This window comes from Metabacillus mesotrionivorans (genome assembly GCF_052171315.1).
In the GTDB taxonomy this organism is placed as follows: domain Bacteria; phylum Bacillota; class Bacilli; order Bacillales; family Bacillaceae; genus Bacillus_P.
This window is the reverse complement of the sequence record NZ_JBQMFF010000001.1, coordinates 187012-204840: the sequence shown is the minus strand read 5'-3', so window position 1 is coordinate 204840 and position 17829 is coordinate 187012. Positions and strand designations below refer to the sequence as shown.

The window sequence follows — 17829 nt, the reverse complement described above, 5'->3', positions numbered from 1 at the left end:
ACGGATTATGCACAAGACTGCCTGTACATTGCTACAGTATATGAACCTGTCTGATGGAGTAGAAGTTTAGAGTGAGAGCTTTTCGCCTATTTTCAGAACCGGCGCCTCTGCGCGTACCGTCTCCGGATATTTGATGCCCTGACCGGTGTTCAGGCAGACCACTTTCTTGTCTTCCTTGATCCATCCGCTCTCCTTCAATCTGCGGGCAGCTGCAAATGTTGCCGCACCTTCAGGGCAGATAAAGCATCCTTCAAGCTGTGCAGTCAGGGCTTGTTCTGCTTTAATTTGCTCTTCTGATACAGCTATGGCACTCCCGTTTGTTTCATAAATTCCCTTAAGAACGAGGAAATCACCGATTGCCTTCGGAACGTTAATGCCGAACGCATTCGTCTGCGAATTTTCCCAAAACTCAGATTCAGTTTTTCCTTCTTCAAAAGCTTTGACAATCGGCGCGCATCCCTCTGCCTGAACTGCAACAAGGCGAGGCATTTTATTTTTGCTGATCCAGCCCAGATCCTGCAGCTCCCGCATTGCTTTATAGATGCCAATGATGCCCACTCCCCCTCCTGTCGGATAAAGAATGACATCCGGCACCTCCCAGCCAAGCTGTTCGGCAATTTCATATCCCATTGTCTTTTTCCCTTCAATCCGGTACGGTTCCTTCAAAGTAGAGGCATCATAAAATCCCTGATCTTTCACAAGTTCCGCCACAACTTTTCCGGCATCGCTGATCAGTCCGTCAATTAGATGCAGATTCGCCCCTGAAATGGCGGTTTCTTTCCGTGTGATCATCGGCGCATCAAGCGGCATGATGACATATGGCTCCATACCCGCTCTGGCAGCATAAAGCGACCAGGCTGCACCTGCATTTCCGTTTGTCGGCATGGCAAAGGTCTTTACGCCAAGCTCCTTCGCTTTTGAAATTCCTACAGCCGCTCCCCTCGCCTTAAAGGAACCGGTCGGTATCAGCCCTTCATCCTTCATCAGCAGCTGAGTTAGACCGTACTCTGAACCAAGCCTGTCCATTTTCAAAAGAGGAGTCATTCCCTCGCCCATTGAAACCACATGTTTTGGATCCTCAACCGGCAGCAGTTCATGATATCTCCACAAACTGTTTTCCCGTCTGCTGATTTCTTCTTTTGTTAACATACTCTTCACTTGATCTAAATGGTAGCGCACCAAAAGAGGAGATCCGCATGTGCAAAGCTGCTGCACATCCTTAACTGAATACTCGGTCCCGCACTTCGGGCATTCCAAGTGTGAAACATAGCTGTAACTCATTCTGCATTCCCTCCAACTACTAGTAAAGACCCTCAACATCGAGTCAAGGGTCTTCCGTTTTTTTCGGTCTGCTTTATGTAAAAAAAGCAAGCTTACACCGGCGGAACGCGGTCAGCACTTGCCTTTTTTCTTCTGAAAACAAACCGGTTCATGAATTTGTAATTCAGTAAATTGAACCAGATCAGTGCATCCAGAATGAAGCTGCCGGTCGTATCCATCTCATCATTCCGCATTTTCACGTCGATAAACCAGCCGGTAAAATAGCTGCCGGCAAGCCAGAAGGCGTAATACGTGATAAATTTGCTGAATGTACCGTCAAAAGGAAGTGTTACAAATTCAACGAATGCAGTTAATCCTGTAAAGAAAACCAAGAATGAAGCTCCCAGCAGAAAGAAAATCCTGAACAAAAACCCTAAACAGCCCACACATTTTCCCACCTTTCCCTAAAACTATATCATTCTTTCAAAGATGGAAAAATGTGTTTTCTCTGTTTTTTCAGATGTTTTTCTTTCATTCGAGGCCATATAATCTTCTCTGAAAACCGTCTGCTGCAAGCGTCATGTTTTCTATTAAGCTCTTAATTTATTCTCCACAGCACTCGCCGGCAGTTTTGCAAGCGCCTGTTCAAAATCTTTGATCAGGTCATCCGCATTTTCCAGCCCGACGCTGATGCGGAGAAGTCCGTCCGTTATTCCGCGGCGCTCACGTTCTTCTTTTGGCATCGCTGCGTGGGACATTCTGGCCGGATAGGACAGAATGGACTCGACCGCTCCAAGGCTTACCGCAAATACCGGGAGCTCAACATTTTTAACGAGCGTGCGGACGGCATCCTCGTTTGCCAGTGTGAAAGACAGGACAGCCCCGGGACCATCTGCCTGATACCGCTGAATCGAGTGCCCCGGATGAAAGGTGAGTCCCGGGTAGTAGACGTTCCGGATCGCTTTATGACGGGATAAATAGGCTGCAAGTTTTCGTGCAGACTCGCTGGACTGCTGCAGCCTTACGTTCAATGTTTTCATGCCCCTGAGGACGAGCCAGCAGTCCTGGACACCGAGTACGGCCCCAAATGCGTTCTGCAGCTTTTGAACCCTCTCCGCAAGCTCTTCTCCTTTTACAACGGCAAGGCCTGCAAGGACGTCGCTGTGTCCGGCAAGGAATTTCGTTGCGCTGTGAAGGACGATGTCGACGCCGAGTTCAATCGGCCGCTGCAGGGCTGGAGTCAAAAACGTATTATCTAAAAACGTCAGGCATCCGTTTGCCTTTGCAAGCTTTGTAATTCCGCGGATATCCGTAATTTTCAACAAAGGATTGGACGGTGTTTCAACGTAAATGACTTTTGTATTCGGCCTGATATGAGAGGCCACTTCATGCAGATCGGTCATGTCAACAAAGCTGTACTCGATGCCGAATCTGCTGAGCACGTCTGTGATGATCCGGTACGTTCCGCCGTACACATCCTCTGTAATCAGGACGTGGTCGCCTTTTGACAGGAGCAAAAAACAGGTGGAGATTGCTGCCATCCCGGATGCAAAAGCAAAGCCTCTCGTTCCGCCTTCAAGTTCAGTGATGGCCTGCTCGAGTGTTTCCCGGGTCGGATTGCCTGAACGCCCGTAGTCGAATTTGCCGTAATCGTCAAAATCAAACTGGTGAAACGTTGATGAATGATGGATGGGAACGCTGACCGCCCCTGTGTCTTTCTGCGCCTTATGACTGTTGTGAAGCAGTTTCGTCTCGAATGTCCACTTACCGCTGCTCAACTTTATCTGCCTCCTTCATAAGTTCAAATGCCTGAACCAGATCCCGCTCCAGATCACCTGCGTGTTCAATTCCGACTGAAAAGCGCAGGAGGCGGTTGCATACGCCATTTGCTGCTCTGATCTCTTCAGGAATATCCATATGTGTCTGTGTGGCCGGATATGTGATAAAGCTCTCCACGCCTCCGAGGCTCTCTGCGAATGTTATCGTCTTCAGAGCTTTTAAAAACGGGTTGACCCACTCTTCCTTTTGAAGCCTGAACGAAAGCATTCCGCCTTTACCCGGATACAAAACATCTGTTACTTCGGATTGGCTCTCCAAAAATGCCGCAAGCTGTCCTGCATTTTTTTCATGCTGATTCATCCTTAAAGCAAGTGTCTTCATCCCGCGGATCAAAAGCCATGAATCAAACGGGGAGAGCACTCCGCCTATTGCATTATGATGCTGTGCGAGCTCTTCGCACAGCTCTTTGCCTTTTGCGACGACAAGGCCTGCAAGTACATCGTTATGTCCGCCCAAATATTTGGTTGCACTGTGAATGACAATATCGGCTCCGTCTAAAATCGGCTTCTGCAGAATCGGCGTGTAGAACGTATTATCAACTATCAGCAGCAAATTGTGTTCCCGTGCAATTTCGGCTATGTCGCTGACCTCTGTTTCCTGCATCAAAGGATTTGTCGGAGTCTCCAGAAAAATCGCCTTTGTGCGTTCATTGATCAGCTGCTGCGTACAGTCCCCGTCTTTAAAATCTGCGTAATGGAAAACGAGGCCGTATTTGCGCCATTCCCGTTCAAACAAGCGGTATGTTCCGCCGTACAAATCGGAGGAGACAATCAGTTCATCCCCGCTTTTAAACAGGGCCATCAGCGTCTGAATGGCCGCCATTCCCGAACTGAACGCATATCCCTGATCGCCGTGCTCAAGATCTGCGATTGCTTGTTCTAAAATCGTTCTCGTCGGATTCCCCGTCCTGATGTAATCAAACCCTGTTGATTCACCGATTCCGTTATGTCTGTATGCTGTTGAAAAGTAGACGGGGGGATTTACCGTTCCCGTTATGTTTTCACTGCGATTCCCGATTTGCGCCAAAGTTGTTTCAATGCGTTCCGACATGTTTAAACACCATCCTGTTTGTCATTTCTTCTTTTTACACGCCCTGAACCGGGCTGTCTCGTATACATTGGAAAAATAAAAAGCGCCTTCCTCATATAAGAAGAAGACGCTGGTTCGGCAAAACTGGCTTCCTCTTATCTCCCAAGCATTCAAGCTTGCTGGAATTAGCACCTTGGTTCGATCAGGCATCCGCCTGATCTTTTCCGGTTGCTGAGGTTTCACAGGGCCAGAACCCTCCACCTCTCTGGATAAGAATAAATAGTATGAATTTTTTAAATGTTTTTATTACCTTACCTCACTTTTTTCATAAATGCAAGGGTTTGGGGCAAAAAACTCAGCCCTTCACTGAGCCTGCTGTCATTCCCGCAATAAAATATTTCTGAAGGAAGATGTAGGCGATAATCAGCGGCGCAGAGGCAATCATCACGCCGGTGAACAGCATCGGATAGTTTGTCATGTACTCCCCCTGGAATTCAAGCAGAGCAAGCGGCAAGGTTTTGTATTCATCTTTCGTGATAAAGAGGAGCGGATAAAGCAGGTCGTTCCAGTGCATCACGAACAGAAAAATGGCTGTTGCAGACAGCGATGGAAGCGAGAGCGGCAAGGCAATTTTGCGGTACATCAGCCAGTTCCCGGCGCCGTCAATGGATCCGGCTTCAAATAACGATTTCGGCAGAGTTTTCATGAATCCTGTGAGGATAAAAACAGCAACGGGCAAGGTAGCCGCAATGTTGACGATCATAAGCCCCACAAGACTGTTCGTCAGCTTCAGCTGAAAAATCAGCTGATAAAGCGGAATCATGTTCACCTGCGCAGGAATCATCATGCCAAGTGTAAAGAAACCGAACACAGCAGCGCTGAACACACCGCCGATTCGCGTGATGGCATAGGCGATCAGGCTTGCAAAAAACAGCGTCAGAAAGACGGATACAAGCGTGACAATCGAGCTGTTCTGAAAATAAAGGCCCATCGACTGCTCTTGAAAAATAGATATGTAATTTGACACCGAAAATCGTTCAGGCAGTCCGAGCACATTTTCATACATTTCAGCAATCGTTTTAAACGTTGTTAAAAAGATGGCGAAAATCGGAATGATGATAATGGCTGCGTATATTAATATGAGTCCGTACTTTGTTCCTTTCAACGTTCGTCACCCTTTCCTCAGTAGTCGACCCTGTTTGCGCGCAGTGCTTTAAACTGCACAAACGTAATCAGGGCAATGACGGCCATAAAAATAACGGATTCTGCCGATGCATAGCCGAATTTAAAGCTCCTGAATGCCGTTGTGTAAATCAGGGTTGCGATAATCTCCGTTGAATAGTTCGGACCTCCGCGCGTCATGGCAAAGATCAGATCGAACGCTTTAAAAGATTGGATTGTAGTGTAGGCCACAACGATGGTTGCTGCGGGAGCAACAAGCGGCCATGTTACTTTTTTGAACGTCTGCCATCTGCTTGCCCCTTCTATTTTAGCCACTTCGTAAAGATCGGCAGGAATACTTTGAAGACCGGCAACAAAAATGATAATCATCTGTCCAGTATGAAACCATACTTGCACGACAGCTATTGAAAAAATGGCGATTTTCTCATCACCCAGCCAGTTCTGTGCAAGGAAATCAAGCTGCAGCCCTGTAAGAATGGTTTTAAGGAGCCCAAGGTTTGGATCGTAAATAAACGACCAGATAAAGGCGACTGAAACAGAGGATAGAATCGTAGGAAAAAAGAACAGCGCCCTGAAAAAAACATTGGTCCTTGTGTTTTTAATCAGGAACAGGGCAAAGACAAGGGAAAACAGCGTTTGAAAGACAACGACAAACAGCATGAATTTTACGTTGTTTCCAAGTGCTTTTGCAAAAATAGAATCATTTGTCGCCAAATTAATGTAATTGGTCACTCCGACGAAATCAAAATCAGGGGATATGCCGTCCCAGTTGGTAAACGAGTAAAAGAAGGCGCTCAGTGTCGGGTAGATAAAAAAGATGCTGTACACAAGAATGCCGGGAGCCAGAAAGAACAGCAGTGATTTGTTATGTTTCAGCAATGAAAAGGCCTCCTTTCATGATGAGAAGAAGAGGGGCTTTCCCCCTCTTCTCCGGTTTACTTGCTTAAGTTCTGCTCAACGATTTTTTGTGCTTCTGCAGCTGCTTTTTCAGGATCTGTTCCTCCGATGACAGACTGTATGGACGCGATCACCGCTTTTTCAACATCTGCATTCGGAATCAGAAAGCGCGGTTGGAATCGGGTGTTCTTTTCCATCCAGACAGCTGTATCTTTCAGTTCTTCAGACTCATACGTGACATCTTTAAGTGTTACGTGCTGGCCGGTTTTATTCGCATATTCGCCTGCGTTTTCGGTTTCAGAAAGGAAGCTCACGAATTTTTTTGCAGCATCCTGCTTTTCTGACTTGCTGTTGACTGCAAGCATGAACGTGGTTGTGTGAACACCCTCGTATTTTGCTTCATTTTCAGCAACTGTGATTGGCGCAAGAAGCTGGAGCTTGATGTCCGGATTTTGCTGCTTGATGCCGGCCATAGCGTAAGATCCGCTTGCAAGCATTCCTGCTTTTTCCTGGGCCATCAGCGCAATGGCGCCGTCATGCTTTGTGCCGAGGGCTTCTTTAGCAATGTAGCCATTGTCAGTAAGCTCTTTAAATTGAGAAAGCGTCTTGACCCACCACTCATCTGTCAATTTTGCATCGCCGGCCATAAGCTTTGCAAAAATCTCTTCGTCCGGGGCATTGTTCATCATCATGCTGTTCATCAGCTGTCCGGGACCAATGTCAGCTCCAGGGAAGGCGATAGGGGTATAGCCGTTTTCTTTAAGAGTTTCGCAAAGAGCCAAAAACCCTTCCCAGTCTTTAGGAGGCTCAAGACCCAGCTCTTCGAAAATACCTGCATTATAGACAGGCTGGTTGTAGACAAGCTGCAGCGGAACGGCAAGCTGTTTGCCGTCTGCCTTTCCTGATTCTATAAGGTTTTCATTGTAATTTTGAACAAATTCCTCATTGGAAAGGTCAGCGAAAAAGCCTGCTTTTTTAATAATTTCAAATTGAGATCCCGGGAATGAAGTAAACACATCTCCCGTTGAACCGTCTCTGAGCAGCGTCTGTGCAGTAGACTGATATTCCTCAGATGGATAGACTGTCATGTTCACTTTGATTTTCGGATTCTCTTTTTCGAATTTGCTGATCAGTTCTTTGAAAACTTCAGCATCCTCCCCGCGCCAGTGAATAAAGCTGATTTCTGTCACTCCGTCTTTCCCGCTCCCTCCTGTTTCATTTGAGGAGCATCCGGCTAAAGCAAGGACCATTACGAAAATTGCCGCTAAGAAGCTGCTGAGCTTTTTGTTCATCTTATACCTCCTGTTTGATGGTTTTATGTTTCAGGGGCAGCTTTGGAAACAGCAGTTCCGCTGTGCGGTATGCTTCTTCCAGATGCGGATACCCCGACATAATGAATGTGTCTACGCCTGCTTCAGCGTATTTTTTCATATTTTCCGCCACGCTGTCCGGATCCCCGACAAGCGCAGTTCCCGCACCTTCCCTCGCAAGGCCGATTCCTGCCCAGAGTCCCGGTGCGATTTCAAGCGCATTTTTGTTGTCCAGCGACAAATCCGTCATCCGGCGCTGGGCGACAGAGTCAAAGCGGGCAAATTTTTGTCTTTGCGCTTCCACTACGCTTTCATCAACATACTGAATGAGTTCGTCTGCCGCTTTCCATGCTTCTTCAGCTGTTTCTCTGACGATGACATGAAGTCTGATGCCGAATTTCACTTCGCGTCCTTTTTTGGCGGCAAGCTCCCTGACTTTGTCAATTCGCTCTTTTACAATCTCAACCGGCTCTCCCCACGTTAAATAATAATCAACGTGTTCAGCTGCAACTTCATGAGCTGCAGGAGAGGTTCCCCCTAGATAAAGGGGAGGATAAGGCTTTTGCACCGGAGGATGGTGGATGCCGCCGCCGGCGATGTCAAAGTACTCTCCCTTAAAATCAACCGATTCTTCTTCAAAAAGCCTTCTCCACACCGTTAAAAATTCATTTGTCTGCTCATAACGCTTGTCATGGCTCAAATGAAGACCATCTCCTGCCAGTTCAACAGGGTCCCCTCCCTGTACGATATTCAAAAGAAGTCTTCCCCCTGAAATCCGGTCAAGAGTAGAAGCCATCCGGGCTGCAATTGTTGGAGGCGTAAAGCCCGGTCTCAGAGCAATGAGAAATTTCATCCGTTCTGTTACAGGAATAAGACTCGATGCGACGACCCAGGAATCCTCGCATGCTTTTCCAGTCGGCAGGAGGGCTCCGCTGAACCCAAGCGTATCAACCGCTTTTGCCACCTGCTGCAAGTATTCAATGGTGACCTCCCTCTTGCCTTTATCTGTACCTAAATATCTGCTGTCGCCTGCTGTCGGTAAAAACCAGAATATCTCCATTTATATCCTCCTAAGTAAATTGCCTGTGCTCCAATGCACTGCTGTATTTTAAGCTGCCTGAATAAAAAGAAAACGATCTATCAGATGGATCCGCTACCTTTTTTAAAAGGCTCCCAGCCCAAATAGACATGGGGCGGGAGCCTTTGGTTTTCCAATCAGCTCAATCCATATAAGATTAGTCAGAATTAGTTTTTATAATAGTAAGAGTTTACAAGATTGTCAAATTATTTTGCATAAATTGGCGAAAAAAGTCTTTCCCTGTTACCATACATTCTTCAAAAAATGACAAACTCCTTTAACCTTTTTTCTTAAAATTCACAAGCATCACACCTGCAATGATCAGCATGCCCCCGGCGCCGCTTGCAATCAGGACAGGTTCATTCAGCAGAAGGACTGCGGCAATGACGGTTGCAAGCGGCTCAAAGTAAAGAAAGGATGATACTTTTGTTGCTTCCATGACTTCCAGCGCTTTCCCCCAGAACCAGTAGGCCACGGCTGATACAAAAATCCCGAGAAACAATAGATGTGTCCAGTTTTCACCTGTCAGAGCGGACATCTGCGTCCAGCCTTCTCCCCTGATGAAAAATGGGAGCGTCATCAAAAAGCCGAAAAAGCTTGTGTAAAAGGTGACCGTCAAAGCCGAATACGGTATCGCCAGTTTTTTGATCAAAATCGAATAAACCGCCCAGTTTAACGTGCTTAAAATCATCAGGATATAACCGAAGTTTACGTGAAACACGATGGATCCGCCCTGCCTGTAAGACGTAATCAGCAGCACCCCGAGAATGGCAATCGTCATGCCGGCCGCTTTAAACAGCGTAAACCGTTCTTTTAAAAAGAAGGCAGCAAGGATAGCTGTAAAAATCGGCGAAAAAGAAATGATCCAGCCTGCTTCAGAAGCCCCGATCGACTGAAGGGCAGATGCCTGAATAACCTGATGCACAAAAATCCCAAGCACGGCAAGAATGAAAACGGCGGGCATTTGGGACAGGCTCATCTTAAGCGGATGTCTTAGAAGAACCAGCAGAAAAAACAAAAAGACCGCAGCAATTCCAAAGCGGACAACAAGGAGCGTGAACGGCTCAAGCTGGCTGAGAACAGCTTTTGTAGACACAAAGGAGATGCCCCAAAAAGAAATCGAAACGGCTGCATAGATACTTGCAATAAACTGGAACGGTTTTTTCACCTTCAGCACTCCCGGAGCTTGTCTTCTTTTAAGAAGTATGAGCTGCTCCCCGGAAATATGACACGTTGAAATCTGTCATATTTCATCCACATACACTTCCAATTTATTACACTATTATATGGTATATTTATCCTATACAGAAAGGCGGCGATGGATATGAACCAAACACTGACTAAGCCTAAATGGGGATTGTATCTGTTTCTTGTGGTCCTGATTCTTGCTTCAAATGCGGCTCTATACCGGCTTCCAATAGTGCATCCTGTTCCTGATGGTGCGCTGATCGGATCCCTTCTTGATCTGCTTGTTGTCATTCCCCTTTTAACTTACTTTTTCATTTTAAGAAAACGCTATTCCCTGACTTATATCGGACCTGTTGTTTTAGCCGGCTATTTATTTGCCCATTTTGTGCTGCCTGAAGAACAGCTTGCAGCGCAGCCCCTTCTCCCTGCAGCCGTTCTGGCTTTTGAATCGATTTTTATCGCAGCAGAGCTGTTCCTTCTTGTGCTTGTGTTAAGAAAAATCCCTCTTATTAGAAGAGATTTTCAGTTAGCATCCGGCCTTCCCTATTTTCACCTGAAAGCAGAATCTGCTGCCTACAATCATATTTCCCGGAACAAATTGACTGACGTCCTTTTAACAGAAGCTTCCCTGTTCTATTACGCGCTTCTTTCATGGAAGAAAAAAGCGCCCGTTCAGAGCGGAACGTTCTTTTCTGCCCACCATAAAACGAGCACGGTTGCTTTGTCGATCATGCTGATTCATGCAATTGTGCTGGAAACGGCTGCGATACATTTTTTTCTCCACTCGTTTAGCCCTGTCCTATCGTGGGTATTGCTTATTCTAAATCTATATGGAGTGCTTTTTCTTCTCGCAGACATGCAGGCCGTACGATTGTGTCCTTATTACCTATCAGACGACACACTGTATCTGCAGGCAGGCATCTCAAGAAAAATCAGCATTCCGCTTGCGCTCATAAGTGATGCAGGACTGAATGATCTTCTTGAAAAACGGCCGAAGGAACAAGAGCAGCAGATTCTTGATTTAAGCCTCCAGGATCTCGTGAAAGAGAAACCCGCTGTTAAAATCAGTTTAAAAGAACCTGTTCCAGCGGATTTGCTGTATGGTTTTAAGAAAGAAGTCACGATTGTTTTGCTTAATGCTGATGAGGCGGAGTCATTTATCCGTGAAATCAGGAGACGAACCGTATGCTAATGACTCAAGATGCAGGTATTTTCCCGCTGTTCATGTTAAAATGATGGAAGCGTTTTAATCATTCGGATGTTAGTCCGTCATCTTTTGGGGGTATCACACATGACAGTCAAATCAGGTATTGTACAGGAGACGCTGCTGTATTCGCAGGAATTAAAAGAAGAAATGACCTTGCTCATTTACTTGCCCAAAAATTATTCACCTCTATATAAATACAGCCTCCTGATCGCTCAGGACGGTCAGGATTATTTTAGACTGGGGCGCATTTCGAGACAGGCTGAGGAATTGCTGGCAGACAGCAAAATGGAAAATGTCATTATAGTCGGCATTCCCTATCGTGATGTACATGACCGCAGGGAAAAATATCATCCTGACGGCAGATGGCAGGCGGCCTACATCCGCTTTCTGGCACATGAGCTCGTCCCATTTTTAGACCGGGAATTTCCAACTTATCAAATGGGTGCGGGACGTGCGCTCATTGGTGATTCTCTTGCAGGCACAGTATCTTTTATGACGGCTTTGACCTATCCGCACACATTCGGAAAAGTCATCATGCAGTCACCATACTCGGATGATTCGGTACTCAAAATGGTGAAGGAATGCTCCTCGCCTGAATTGCTGTCAGTGTATCACCAGATTGGTGTGAACGAGACAGAGGTGAAGACCACAGACGGCGCTGTACAGAATTTCCTTGAGCCGAACAGAGCTCTGCATCAGGCCATGACAGACAGAGGCATTCCGGTTCAGTATGAAGAATTCGAAGGCGATCACAAATGGACTTACTGGCAGCCGGCCATAAAAAAAATACTGCAGTCCATGTTTTAGCTGCTTTAATAGGCTTTGGCCGCTGATTTTGATATACTTTACTTACATATTCATACATGGGAGGGAACTAAAATGAAATACGGCATAGCCATTTTTCCATCAAAAAAACTGCAGGATGCAGCCAATTCGTACAGAAAGCGCTACGATCCGAATTACGCACTGATTCCGCCGCATTTGACGCTGAAGCAGCCATTTGAAGCAACAGACGAGCGAATCCGCGATATTTCTAGAGAACTGCGCCAGATTGCGCAGAACCATCAGCCCGTAACTCTGTCAATCCGAAAGTTCAGTTCCTTTTCTCCAGTAAACAACGTTATTTATTTAAAAGTAGAACCGACAGAGCAGATTTTAAGCCTGTATGACGCGCTTCATGATGAGTATTTTTCTGATGTTGAGCCGGAATATGCATTTGTTCCTCACATCACAATCGGGCAGAAGCTCTCGGATGATGAACATTCGGACGTGCTTGGCAGCCTGAAGATGACTGATTTTCAGCACGAAGAAACAGTTGACCGTTTCCACCTTCTCTATCAGCTGGAAAATGGATCATGGACGGTTTTTGAAACATTTCTCCTTGGAAAGGAAGGCCTCTAAGTGAACGTACGCATTGTAAAATCGGATGAAGAGCTTCAGGATGCATATGACGTCCGGACAAAAGTATTTGTAGAAGAGCAGCAAGTCCCTGAAGAAGAAGAAATTGACCAGTTTGAACGGGAAGCTTCCCACGTTGTCCTATACGACGGTGATCAGCCCGTCGGAGCAGGCCGTTTCAGAATATTAAACGGCGTCGGCAAAATGGAGCGGATCTGCGTGCTCCCTGAATACCGTTCAAAAGGCGCCGGCAAAATGATTATGGAAAAGCTTGAGGAAATTGCCGCTGCAAAGGACATGCAGACATTAAAACTAAACGCCCAGACACATGCAGAGGCGTTTTACGAAAGACTCGGGTACCGTACAATTTCCAAGGAAACCTTCCTGGATGCGGGAATTCCTCACGTGACGATGATGAAGGAAATAAAATGATCAGATAAAAAAGCAGCTATCCGCTGCTTTTTTATTTTTGTGCGGTTTTTTTCGATTGCAGGCTGTACGTTGAGCTGCTAACTCCGTTTTGGCGCACTTTCCTTTCTTCCCGAACTGGACTTTATGCTGCTAACTCCGTTTTGGCGCACTTTCCTCTATTCCCGAACTGGACTTTATGCTGCTAACTCCGTTTTGGCGCACTTTCCTCTATTCCCGAACTGGACTTTATGCTGCTAACTCCGTTTTGGCGCACTTTCCTCTATTCCCGAACTGGACTTTATGCTGCTAACTCCGTTTTGGCGCACTTTCCTCTATTCCCGAACTGGACTTTATGCTGCTAACTCCGTTTTGGCGCACTTTCCTCTATTCCCGAACTGGACTTTATGCTGCTAGCTCCGTTCTACCGCACTTTCCTGTATTCCTGAACTGGACTTTGTGCTGCTAACTCTGTTCTACCGCACTTTCCTCTATTCCCGAACTGGACTTTATGCTGCTAACTCCGTTCTACCGCACTTTCCTCTAGTCCTTCACAGCACTTTTTGCTGTTAACTCCTGGCGCATTTTTCACTCGGGATTACCCACCTTACTTTTTTCCCGCGATGCACGTCATTATCCCCTTCCTTTCACCAATATTCACACCGCACCCGCCGCCCGTTCACCCAAAACAAAATCATGAATATCCCCAAAAATGCGCATGCTAATGGCATCTACTATTGAAATCAGGTGAAGTCGTGGATCTGTTGCATTTTAATCCTATGGAATTTGTACATACTGGCATGGATCTGGTTATTGGGTTTTTTGGTCTGTTTTTTTTGACCCGAATGCTTGGGAAGACGCAGATCACGCAAATTACAACGTTTGATTTTATCTCCGCCTTAGTGCTTGGAGAGCTTGTGGGAAATGCGGTTTTTGATGATGACACTGGCATCCTGAAAATTCTGTTTGCCATTGGGGTTTGGGGAATTCTTATCTATCTGCTTGAGATCATCACGCAAAAGTGGAAAAAAACGAGGGCGTTTCTTGAAGGAAGGCCTACTATTGTTATTCACAAGGGTGAAATTAACCGTGAAGCCCTGAAGAAAAGCAAGCTTGATATTAACCAGCTTCAGCATTTGCTTCGTGCAAAAGGTGCGTTTTCAATAAGAGAAGTGGCTTACGCAGTGCTGGAAACGGACGGGACGATCAATCTTTTGAAAAAGCAGCAGTTTGAATCCCCTACAAAGAGTGATTTTAACCTGCCTGTAGAACGCGCAGTTCTCCCCTTCACGATGATCATTGACGGTGAGGTGCTGCTTGATAATGTCCATGAAGCCGGCTTTTCAGAGGAATGGCTGAAAAAAGAACTTGCAGCCCGCAGCATTACCGCATACAGGGAAGTTCTGTATGCCGAGTGGCTGGAAGGCGACGGCATGTTTCTCCAGAAATTCAAGCCGACCTCCTAATTTTTGCTTCTCACAAATAGCTTTGCATCCCTGATTTCGAGTTCTGCTTTCTCTTCTTTCATCAGTTTTGTCAAATACGCTGTAATGGCCGTGCGGTATAAAAGCCACGAAGACAGTTTTTCAGCAGCCACATCATATTTTTCGCACATGCTTTGAATGACCTCATCAAAAGGTATACCTGATGGGGTCAATTTTTTTACAAGTGATTCAAGAACATTTAAATGATAGGAAATATTCACTTTTACCGTATCTTGAAACGATTCCTCAAAGGTTCCATGCCCCGGAACAGCACCTGCAGCATCCAGTTCCAAAAGCCTGTGCAGGGAATGGAGTGTATCCTCCGCATCAATGATGTACGGAATTTTGTGCTTTTTGAGCTGTTCTGCTCCAAAATAGGAGTCTGCAGCATAAAGAATGCCATCCGAAAGAACGCCCATCTGCATGAGGCTGTGTCCAGGAAGAGCGATGCATTCAAATGACCGGTCCCCAAACCGGAAATTCCCTTCTGTCACCTCTTCATCGACGACAATAGGCGGGCCTTCAAGAAATTTATTCCGCAGCTCAGGCAGCGGCATCGCGCCATGGAATAAATAAATCGGTTTTAAAACGGGATTCCGCAGGATCGCCGCTTCCTCTTTTGATGCAAACGTATGAACAGTCAATTGTTCCTGTATGTATGAGGCTCCCCCGTAATGATCGGCGTGGGCATGTGTAATAAAGAGATGCGTCAGCGGCAGCGCATTTTTTTTAAGGTGGCTGATCACCTTTTTTGCAGCTTGCCGGTCTAGGCCGGCATCAATCAGCATACCGCTCTCCCCGCTTTTTATATACCCGATATTTACCGGCGATTCAAAGTAGTAGCATGTTTCGCTGAGCTGCATGAATTTCATCGCGTTCAACTTCTTTCCTTCTCTTTAAATGGATTCGCTGAAAAGCAGTCCCTTTCCGGTCAACTTGCTTACAGCCTTTTGGTCCGTCCGTTTTTCCTCCGGCCGGGCTTTTTCTTTTAACGCTTCTCTTGAATACAGGGAAAGACTGATGCGTGCTGCACCCGGTACTTTTGCATAATCCTGCTGATGTTTAACCATGCGGTTTGCATACTGCACATACTGCTCAGGGACTGGCGGTACTGCAAAACTCATCATCATCACCCCTTTTAAGAGACTATTCCCATACATTCGTCCTTTAAAACGAATTCTCCTGCCCCTTTTTTGTTTTCTCTCCTTTTGATAAGATAAGGTTTGTGACTTTAAAATGAGAATAGATGTTTACATAAATGAATCGGGGGGACTTTCATTGATTTGCGGAAAATATAAAGATGAATACATTCAGCTCCCTTACCTTGCAAGAGAACGCTATCAGCAAATATATGAAGCAAGCCTGCACGGAAAACTTCATTGTGCATGCTGCGGCCAGCCGCTGAAAATGCAGATGAGCATTAAACAGGATCCCGCTTTTATTCACGCGGATCATTCCGTTCACGAACAGTGCGAGCAGTACAGTCAGGCGGTTCAGGAGTCAGCAGCATCCAAAGAGACTGTCTATAAGGAAATGAACGGCTTCAGACTGCCTGCTGGAAGGTCCATTTCAGAGAACAGTGATAAAAAAGAAACCGGCTGGAAATCTTATCAGCTTGCAAAGATGGACAGACCGCTTCAGATCAAAGAAAAATCAGCGGCAAACAGCATCCTTGAAATACGCCTGGACGATACCCAGCTTGAAGCTGTCACAACAATAGAAGGACCGCTTCTTGTCCTTGCGGGGGCAGGCAGCGGCAAAACAAGAGTTCTGACAACACGGGCTTTATACATGATGGAAAAGCAGGGCATTGACCCTGGCTCCATCATGCTCGTCACATTCACGTCCAAAGCTGCGCAGGAAATGAAGCACCGGCTGAGCGAACATGCCGTAAATGGTGCCGGAAGACTTGTTTGCGGAACGTTTCACAGCATTTTTTACAAGATTCTGATGCACAGCGATCCAGAAAGATGGAATGGGCAGCATCTGATTAAATGGGACTGGCAGAAAGAACAGTACATTAAAACGGCCGGCAGAGATTTAGGGCTGCAGGAGAAGGAGTTCCCTTATGACCAGGCGCTCCAGCAGATCAGCTACTGGAAAAACACCTACCTGACAGCAGGCGAAATCAAGCCCGCTGACGAATTTGAAGAACAGGTGCTGACCCTTTATAAAAACTACGAAGAAATGAAAAGTGCCCAGGGACAATTCGATTTTGACGACATGCTTATCAAATGCTATGAGCTACTGTCTGAAAATCCGGAGATCCTTAAGGCATACCAGGCAAGGTTTGAGTATTTTCTCGTCGATGAGTTTCAGGATATTAACCCTGTGCAGTATGAGCTTTTAAAAATGCTCTCTTCCCATACGAATCAGCTTTGTGTCGTCGGGGATGATGATCAGTCGATCTATGCGTTCAGAGGAAGCGATCCCTCCTTCATTCTGAATTTTAAGCATGATTTTCCCGGGGCAAAAATCGTGACACTGGCTGAGAATTATCGTTCAAGCCACGAGATTGTCGCTAGCGCGAATTCCGTTATTTCCAAAAATAAGCAGCGGCATCAAAAAGCGATGAACGCGCAATATCAAAACGACACACCTCCCCTGTTTTTCTTTCCATTTGATGAAGAAGAAGAGGCAACGCTTGTTGTGAATGATATGAAGGAAAAGCTTGAGAGCGGGGCAAAGCCCGGCGAGTTTGCCGTTCTTTACCGGACCCACACGTCGGGACGGGCCATTTTCGAACGGCTTGCGCAGTCAAGCATCCCGTTTACGATCGAACAGGAGGGATTGTCTTTTTATGAAAGAAGAATGGTCAAATCTCTCCTTGCCTATTTGCGGCTTGGACTGAATCCCGACGATTCGGCAGCGATCGTTCACGTCATGAGTGCGCTGTTTATTAAACAAAGCGCGTTAAATGACATAAAAGCATTTTCCATTACACATGACTGCACCTTTGTAGAAGCCCTCGCCAAGCTCCAGTCCCTGCAGCCGTTTCAAAAAGCAAAAATCAAGAAAATCGTTCCGCTGTTTAAAAAGCTCCGTCTAATGCGGCCGGCAGCTGCCATTGATGTCATTGAAAAGGAAATGGGCTTTTCTGATTTCCTGAAAAAACGCGGAAATGAAGGCAATGCCATTGAAAAGGGCTCTGATGACCTGAAGGATGTCCGAGTGCTAGCCGGGAAATTTGAGACGATTGCAGAGCTTCTTGAACATGCCGATCATATGACCGCAAAGTCAAAAGAGTGGCGGCAAAAACGGGATCCCCATGCGGTTCAGCTTATGACCGTTCACCGTGCAAAGGGGCTTGAGTATGAGCATGTCTATATTTTAGGCGCCGTTGACGGCGGACTGCCTCATGACTTTGCCCTTGATGCCTTCCGAAAAGGGGATGAAAAGCCGATTGAAGAAGAACGCAGGCTCATGTATGTAGCGATGACACGAGCGAGGACGTCTCTTGCCGTTTCCGTGCCCCAGTACAGAAGAGGGCGCAGAGCGATACCTTCAAGGTTTATCAGAGGGCTGATTACTCCTTGAATGAACAAAAGC

Annotated in this window: 17 protein-coding genes and 1 riboswitch; of the genes, 6 read left to right on the top strand and 11 right to left on the bottom strand. The window is 46.3% G+C overall.

Annotated features, from left to right (window positions below):
• Positions 1–66 precede the first annotated feature (66 nt).
• The 9 genes from ACTSEZ_RS00940 to ACTSEZ_RS00900 all read right to left on the bottom strand — a co-directional run bounded on the left by ACTSEZ_RS00940 (position 67) and on the right by ACTSEZ_RS00900 (position 9763).
• Positions 67–1281: a threonine synthase gene (locus tag ACTSEZ_RS00940; protein WP_369732282.1), complete on the bottom strand. Its 1215-nt coding sequence runs from the start codon at positions 1279–1281 to the stop codon at positions 67–69.
• Positions 1282–1373: 92 nt separating this feature from the next.
• Positions 1374–1652, bottom strand: a complete 279-nt coding sequence (locus ACTSEZ_RS00935; protein WP_369732280.1) for a hypothetical protein — start codon at positions 1650–1652, stop codon at positions 1374–1376.
• Positions 1653–1850: 198 nt separating this feature from the next.
• Positions 1851–3038, bottom strand: a complete 1188-nt coding sequence (gene metC / locus ACTSEZ_RS00930; RefSeq protein ID WP_369732279.1) for a cystathionine beta-lyase — start codon at positions 3036–3038, stop codon at positions 1851–1853.
• Entirely contained in the window at positions 3025–4149 is a 1125-nt protein-coding gene (locus tag ACTSEZ_RS00925) for a methionine biosynthesis PLP-dependent protein (protein WP_369732278.1), read from the bottom strand. Before ACTSEZ_RS00925 ends, metC begins: the two co-directional genes overlap by 14 nt.
• 131 nt (positions 4150–4280) lie before the next feature.
• A riboswitch (SAM riboswitch) is annotated at positions 4281–4404 on the bottom strand.
• Between the two features lie 79 nt (positions 4405–4483).
• Entirely contained in the window at positions 4484–5293 is an 810-nt protein-coding gene (locus tag ACTSEZ_RS00920; RefSeq protein WP_369732277.1) for a carbohydrate ABC transporter permease, read from the bottom strand.
• A gap of 17 nt (positions 5294–5310) precedes the next feature.
• Positions 5311–6186 (bottom strand): carbohydrate ABC transporter permease, encoded by an 876-nt coding sequence (locus tag ACTSEZ_RS00915; protein WP_029282502.1) that lies wholly within the window; start codon positions 6184–6186, stop codon positions 5311–5313.
• A gap of 59 nt (positions 6187–6245) precedes the next feature.
• Positions 6246–7499, bottom strand: coding sequence for an ABC transporter substrate-binding protein (locus ACTSEZ_RS00910; RefSeq protein ID WP_369732276.1), 1254 nt, complete (start codon positions 7497–7499; stop codon positions 6246–6248).
• A gap of 1 nt (position 7500) precedes the next feature.
• Positions 7501–8577, bottom strand: a complete 1077-nt coding sequence (gene ssuD, locus ACTSEZ_RS00905; RefSeq protein WP_369732275.1) for an FMNH2-dependent alkanesulfonate monooxygenase — start codon at positions 8575–8577, stop codon at positions 7501–7503.
• A 295-nt stretch (positions 8578–8872) separates the two neighbouring features.
• Positions 8873–9763, bottom strand: coding sequence for a DMT family transporter (locus ACTSEZ_RS00900; RefSeq protein ID WP_369732274.1), 891 nt, complete (start codon positions 9761–9763; stop codon positions 8873–8875).
• A gap of 156 nt (positions 9764–9919) precedes the next feature.
• Here ACTSEZ_RS00900 and ACTSEZ_RS00895 point away from each other — a divergent pair, with 156 nt between their 5' ends.
• From ACTSEZ_RS00895 to ACTSEZ_RS00875, 5 genes are all read left to right on the top strand, one after another.
• Entirely contained in the window at positions 9920–10975 is a 1056-nt protein-coding gene (locus tag ACTSEZ_RS00895) for a hypothetical protein (RefSeq protein ID WP_369732273.1), read from the top strand.
• A gap of 99 nt (positions 10976–11074) precedes the next feature.
• Positions 11075–11797 carry an alpha/beta hydrolase gene (locus ACTSEZ_RS00890; protein WP_369732272.1) on the top strand — a complete coding sequence of 241 codons (723 nt, stop codon included), beginning with the start codon at positions 11075–11077 and terminating at the stop codon, positions 11795–11797.
• 72 nt (positions 11798–11869) lie between these two features.
• Positions 11870–12391, top strand: a complete 522-nt coding sequence (locus tag ACTSEZ_RS00885) for a YjcG family protein (protein WP_029282509.1) — start codon at positions 11870–11872, stop codon at positions 12389–12391.
• On the top strand, positions 12392–12820 hold the full coding sequence (locus ACTSEZ_RS00880; protein ID WP_369732271.1) for a GNAT family N-acetyltransferase: 429 nt from the start codon (positions 12392–12394) through the stop codon (positions 12818–12820).
• 755 nt (positions 12821–13575) lie between these two features.
• Entirely contained in the window at positions 13576–14262 is a 687-nt protein-coding gene (locus tag ACTSEZ_RS00875; protein WP_369733054.1) for a DUF421 domain-containing protein, read from the top strand.
• On the opposite strand, the gene ACTSEZ_RS00870 is transcribed toward ACTSEZ_RS00875, so the two are convergent.
• Entirely contained in the window at positions 14259–15152 is an 894-nt protein-coding gene (locus ACTSEZ_RS00870) for an MBL fold metallo-hydrolase (protein ID WP_369733053.1), read from the bottom strand. The genes ACTSEZ_RS00875 and ACTSEZ_RS00870 overlap by 4 nt on opposite strands.
• Positions 15153–15176: 24 nt before the next feature.
• Positions 15177–15404, bottom strand: a complete 228-nt coding sequence (locus ACTSEZ_RS00865) for a hypothetical protein (RefSeq protein WP_369732270.1) — start codon at positions 15402–15404, stop codon at positions 15177–15179.
• 154 nt (positions 15405–15558) lie between these two features.
• Here ACTSEZ_RS00865 and ACTSEZ_RS00860 point away from each other — a divergent pair, with 154 nt between their 5' ends.
• Entirely contained in the window at positions 15559–17817 is a 2259-nt protein-coding gene (locus ACTSEZ_RS00860) for an ATP-dependent helicase (protein ID WP_369732269.1), read from the top strand.
• Positions 17818–17829 lie beyond the last annotated feature (12 nt).

What these genes read in the sequence shown, in the direction of transcription:
- ACTSEZ_RS00890 (WP_369732272.1), top strand. Translation starts at nt 11,075, where the DNA reads ATGACAGTCAAATCAGGTATTGTACAGGAGACGCTGCTGTATTCGCAG.
- ACTSEZ_RS00875 (WP_369733054.1), top strand. Translation starts at nt 13,576, where the DNA reads ATGGAATTTGTACATACTGGCATGGATCTGGTTATTGGGTTTTTTGGT.
- ACTSEZ_RS00910 (WP_369732276.1), bottom strand. Translation starts at nt 7,499, where the DNA reads ATGAACAAAAAGCTCAGCAGCTTCTTAGCGGCAATTTTCGTAATGGTC.
- ACTSEZ_RS00865 (WP_369732270.1), bottom strand. Translation starts at nt 15,404, where the DNA reads ATGAGTTTTGCAGTACCGCCAGTCCCTGAGCAGTATGTGCAGTATGCA.
- ACTSEZ_RS00940 (WP_369732282.1), bottom strand. Translation starts at nt 1,281, where the DNA reads ATGAGTTACAGCTATGTTTCACACTTGGAATGCCCGAAGTGCGGGACC.
- ACTSEZ_RS00885 (WP_029282509.1), top strand. Translation starts at nt 11,870, where the DNA reads ATGAAATACGGCATAGCCATTTTTCCATCAAAAAAACTGCAGGATGCA.
- ssuD (WP_369732275.1), bottom strand. Translation starts at nt 8,577, where the DNA reads ATGGAGATATTCTGGTTTTTACCGACAGCAGGCGACAGCAGATATTTA.
- ACTSEZ_RS00925 (WP_369732278.1), bottom strand. Translation starts at nt 4,149, where the DNA reads ATGTCGGAACGCATTGAAACAACTTTGGCGCAAATCGGGAATCGCAGT.
- ACTSEZ_RS00870 (WP_369733053.1), bottom strand. Translation starts at nt 15,152, where the DNA reads ATGAAATTCATGCAGCTCAGCGAAACATGCTACTACTTTGAATCGCCG.
- ACTSEZ_RS00895 (WP_369732273.1), top strand. Translation starts at nt 9,920, where the DNA reads ATGAACCAAACACTGACTAAGCCTAAATGGGGATTGTATCTGTTTCTT.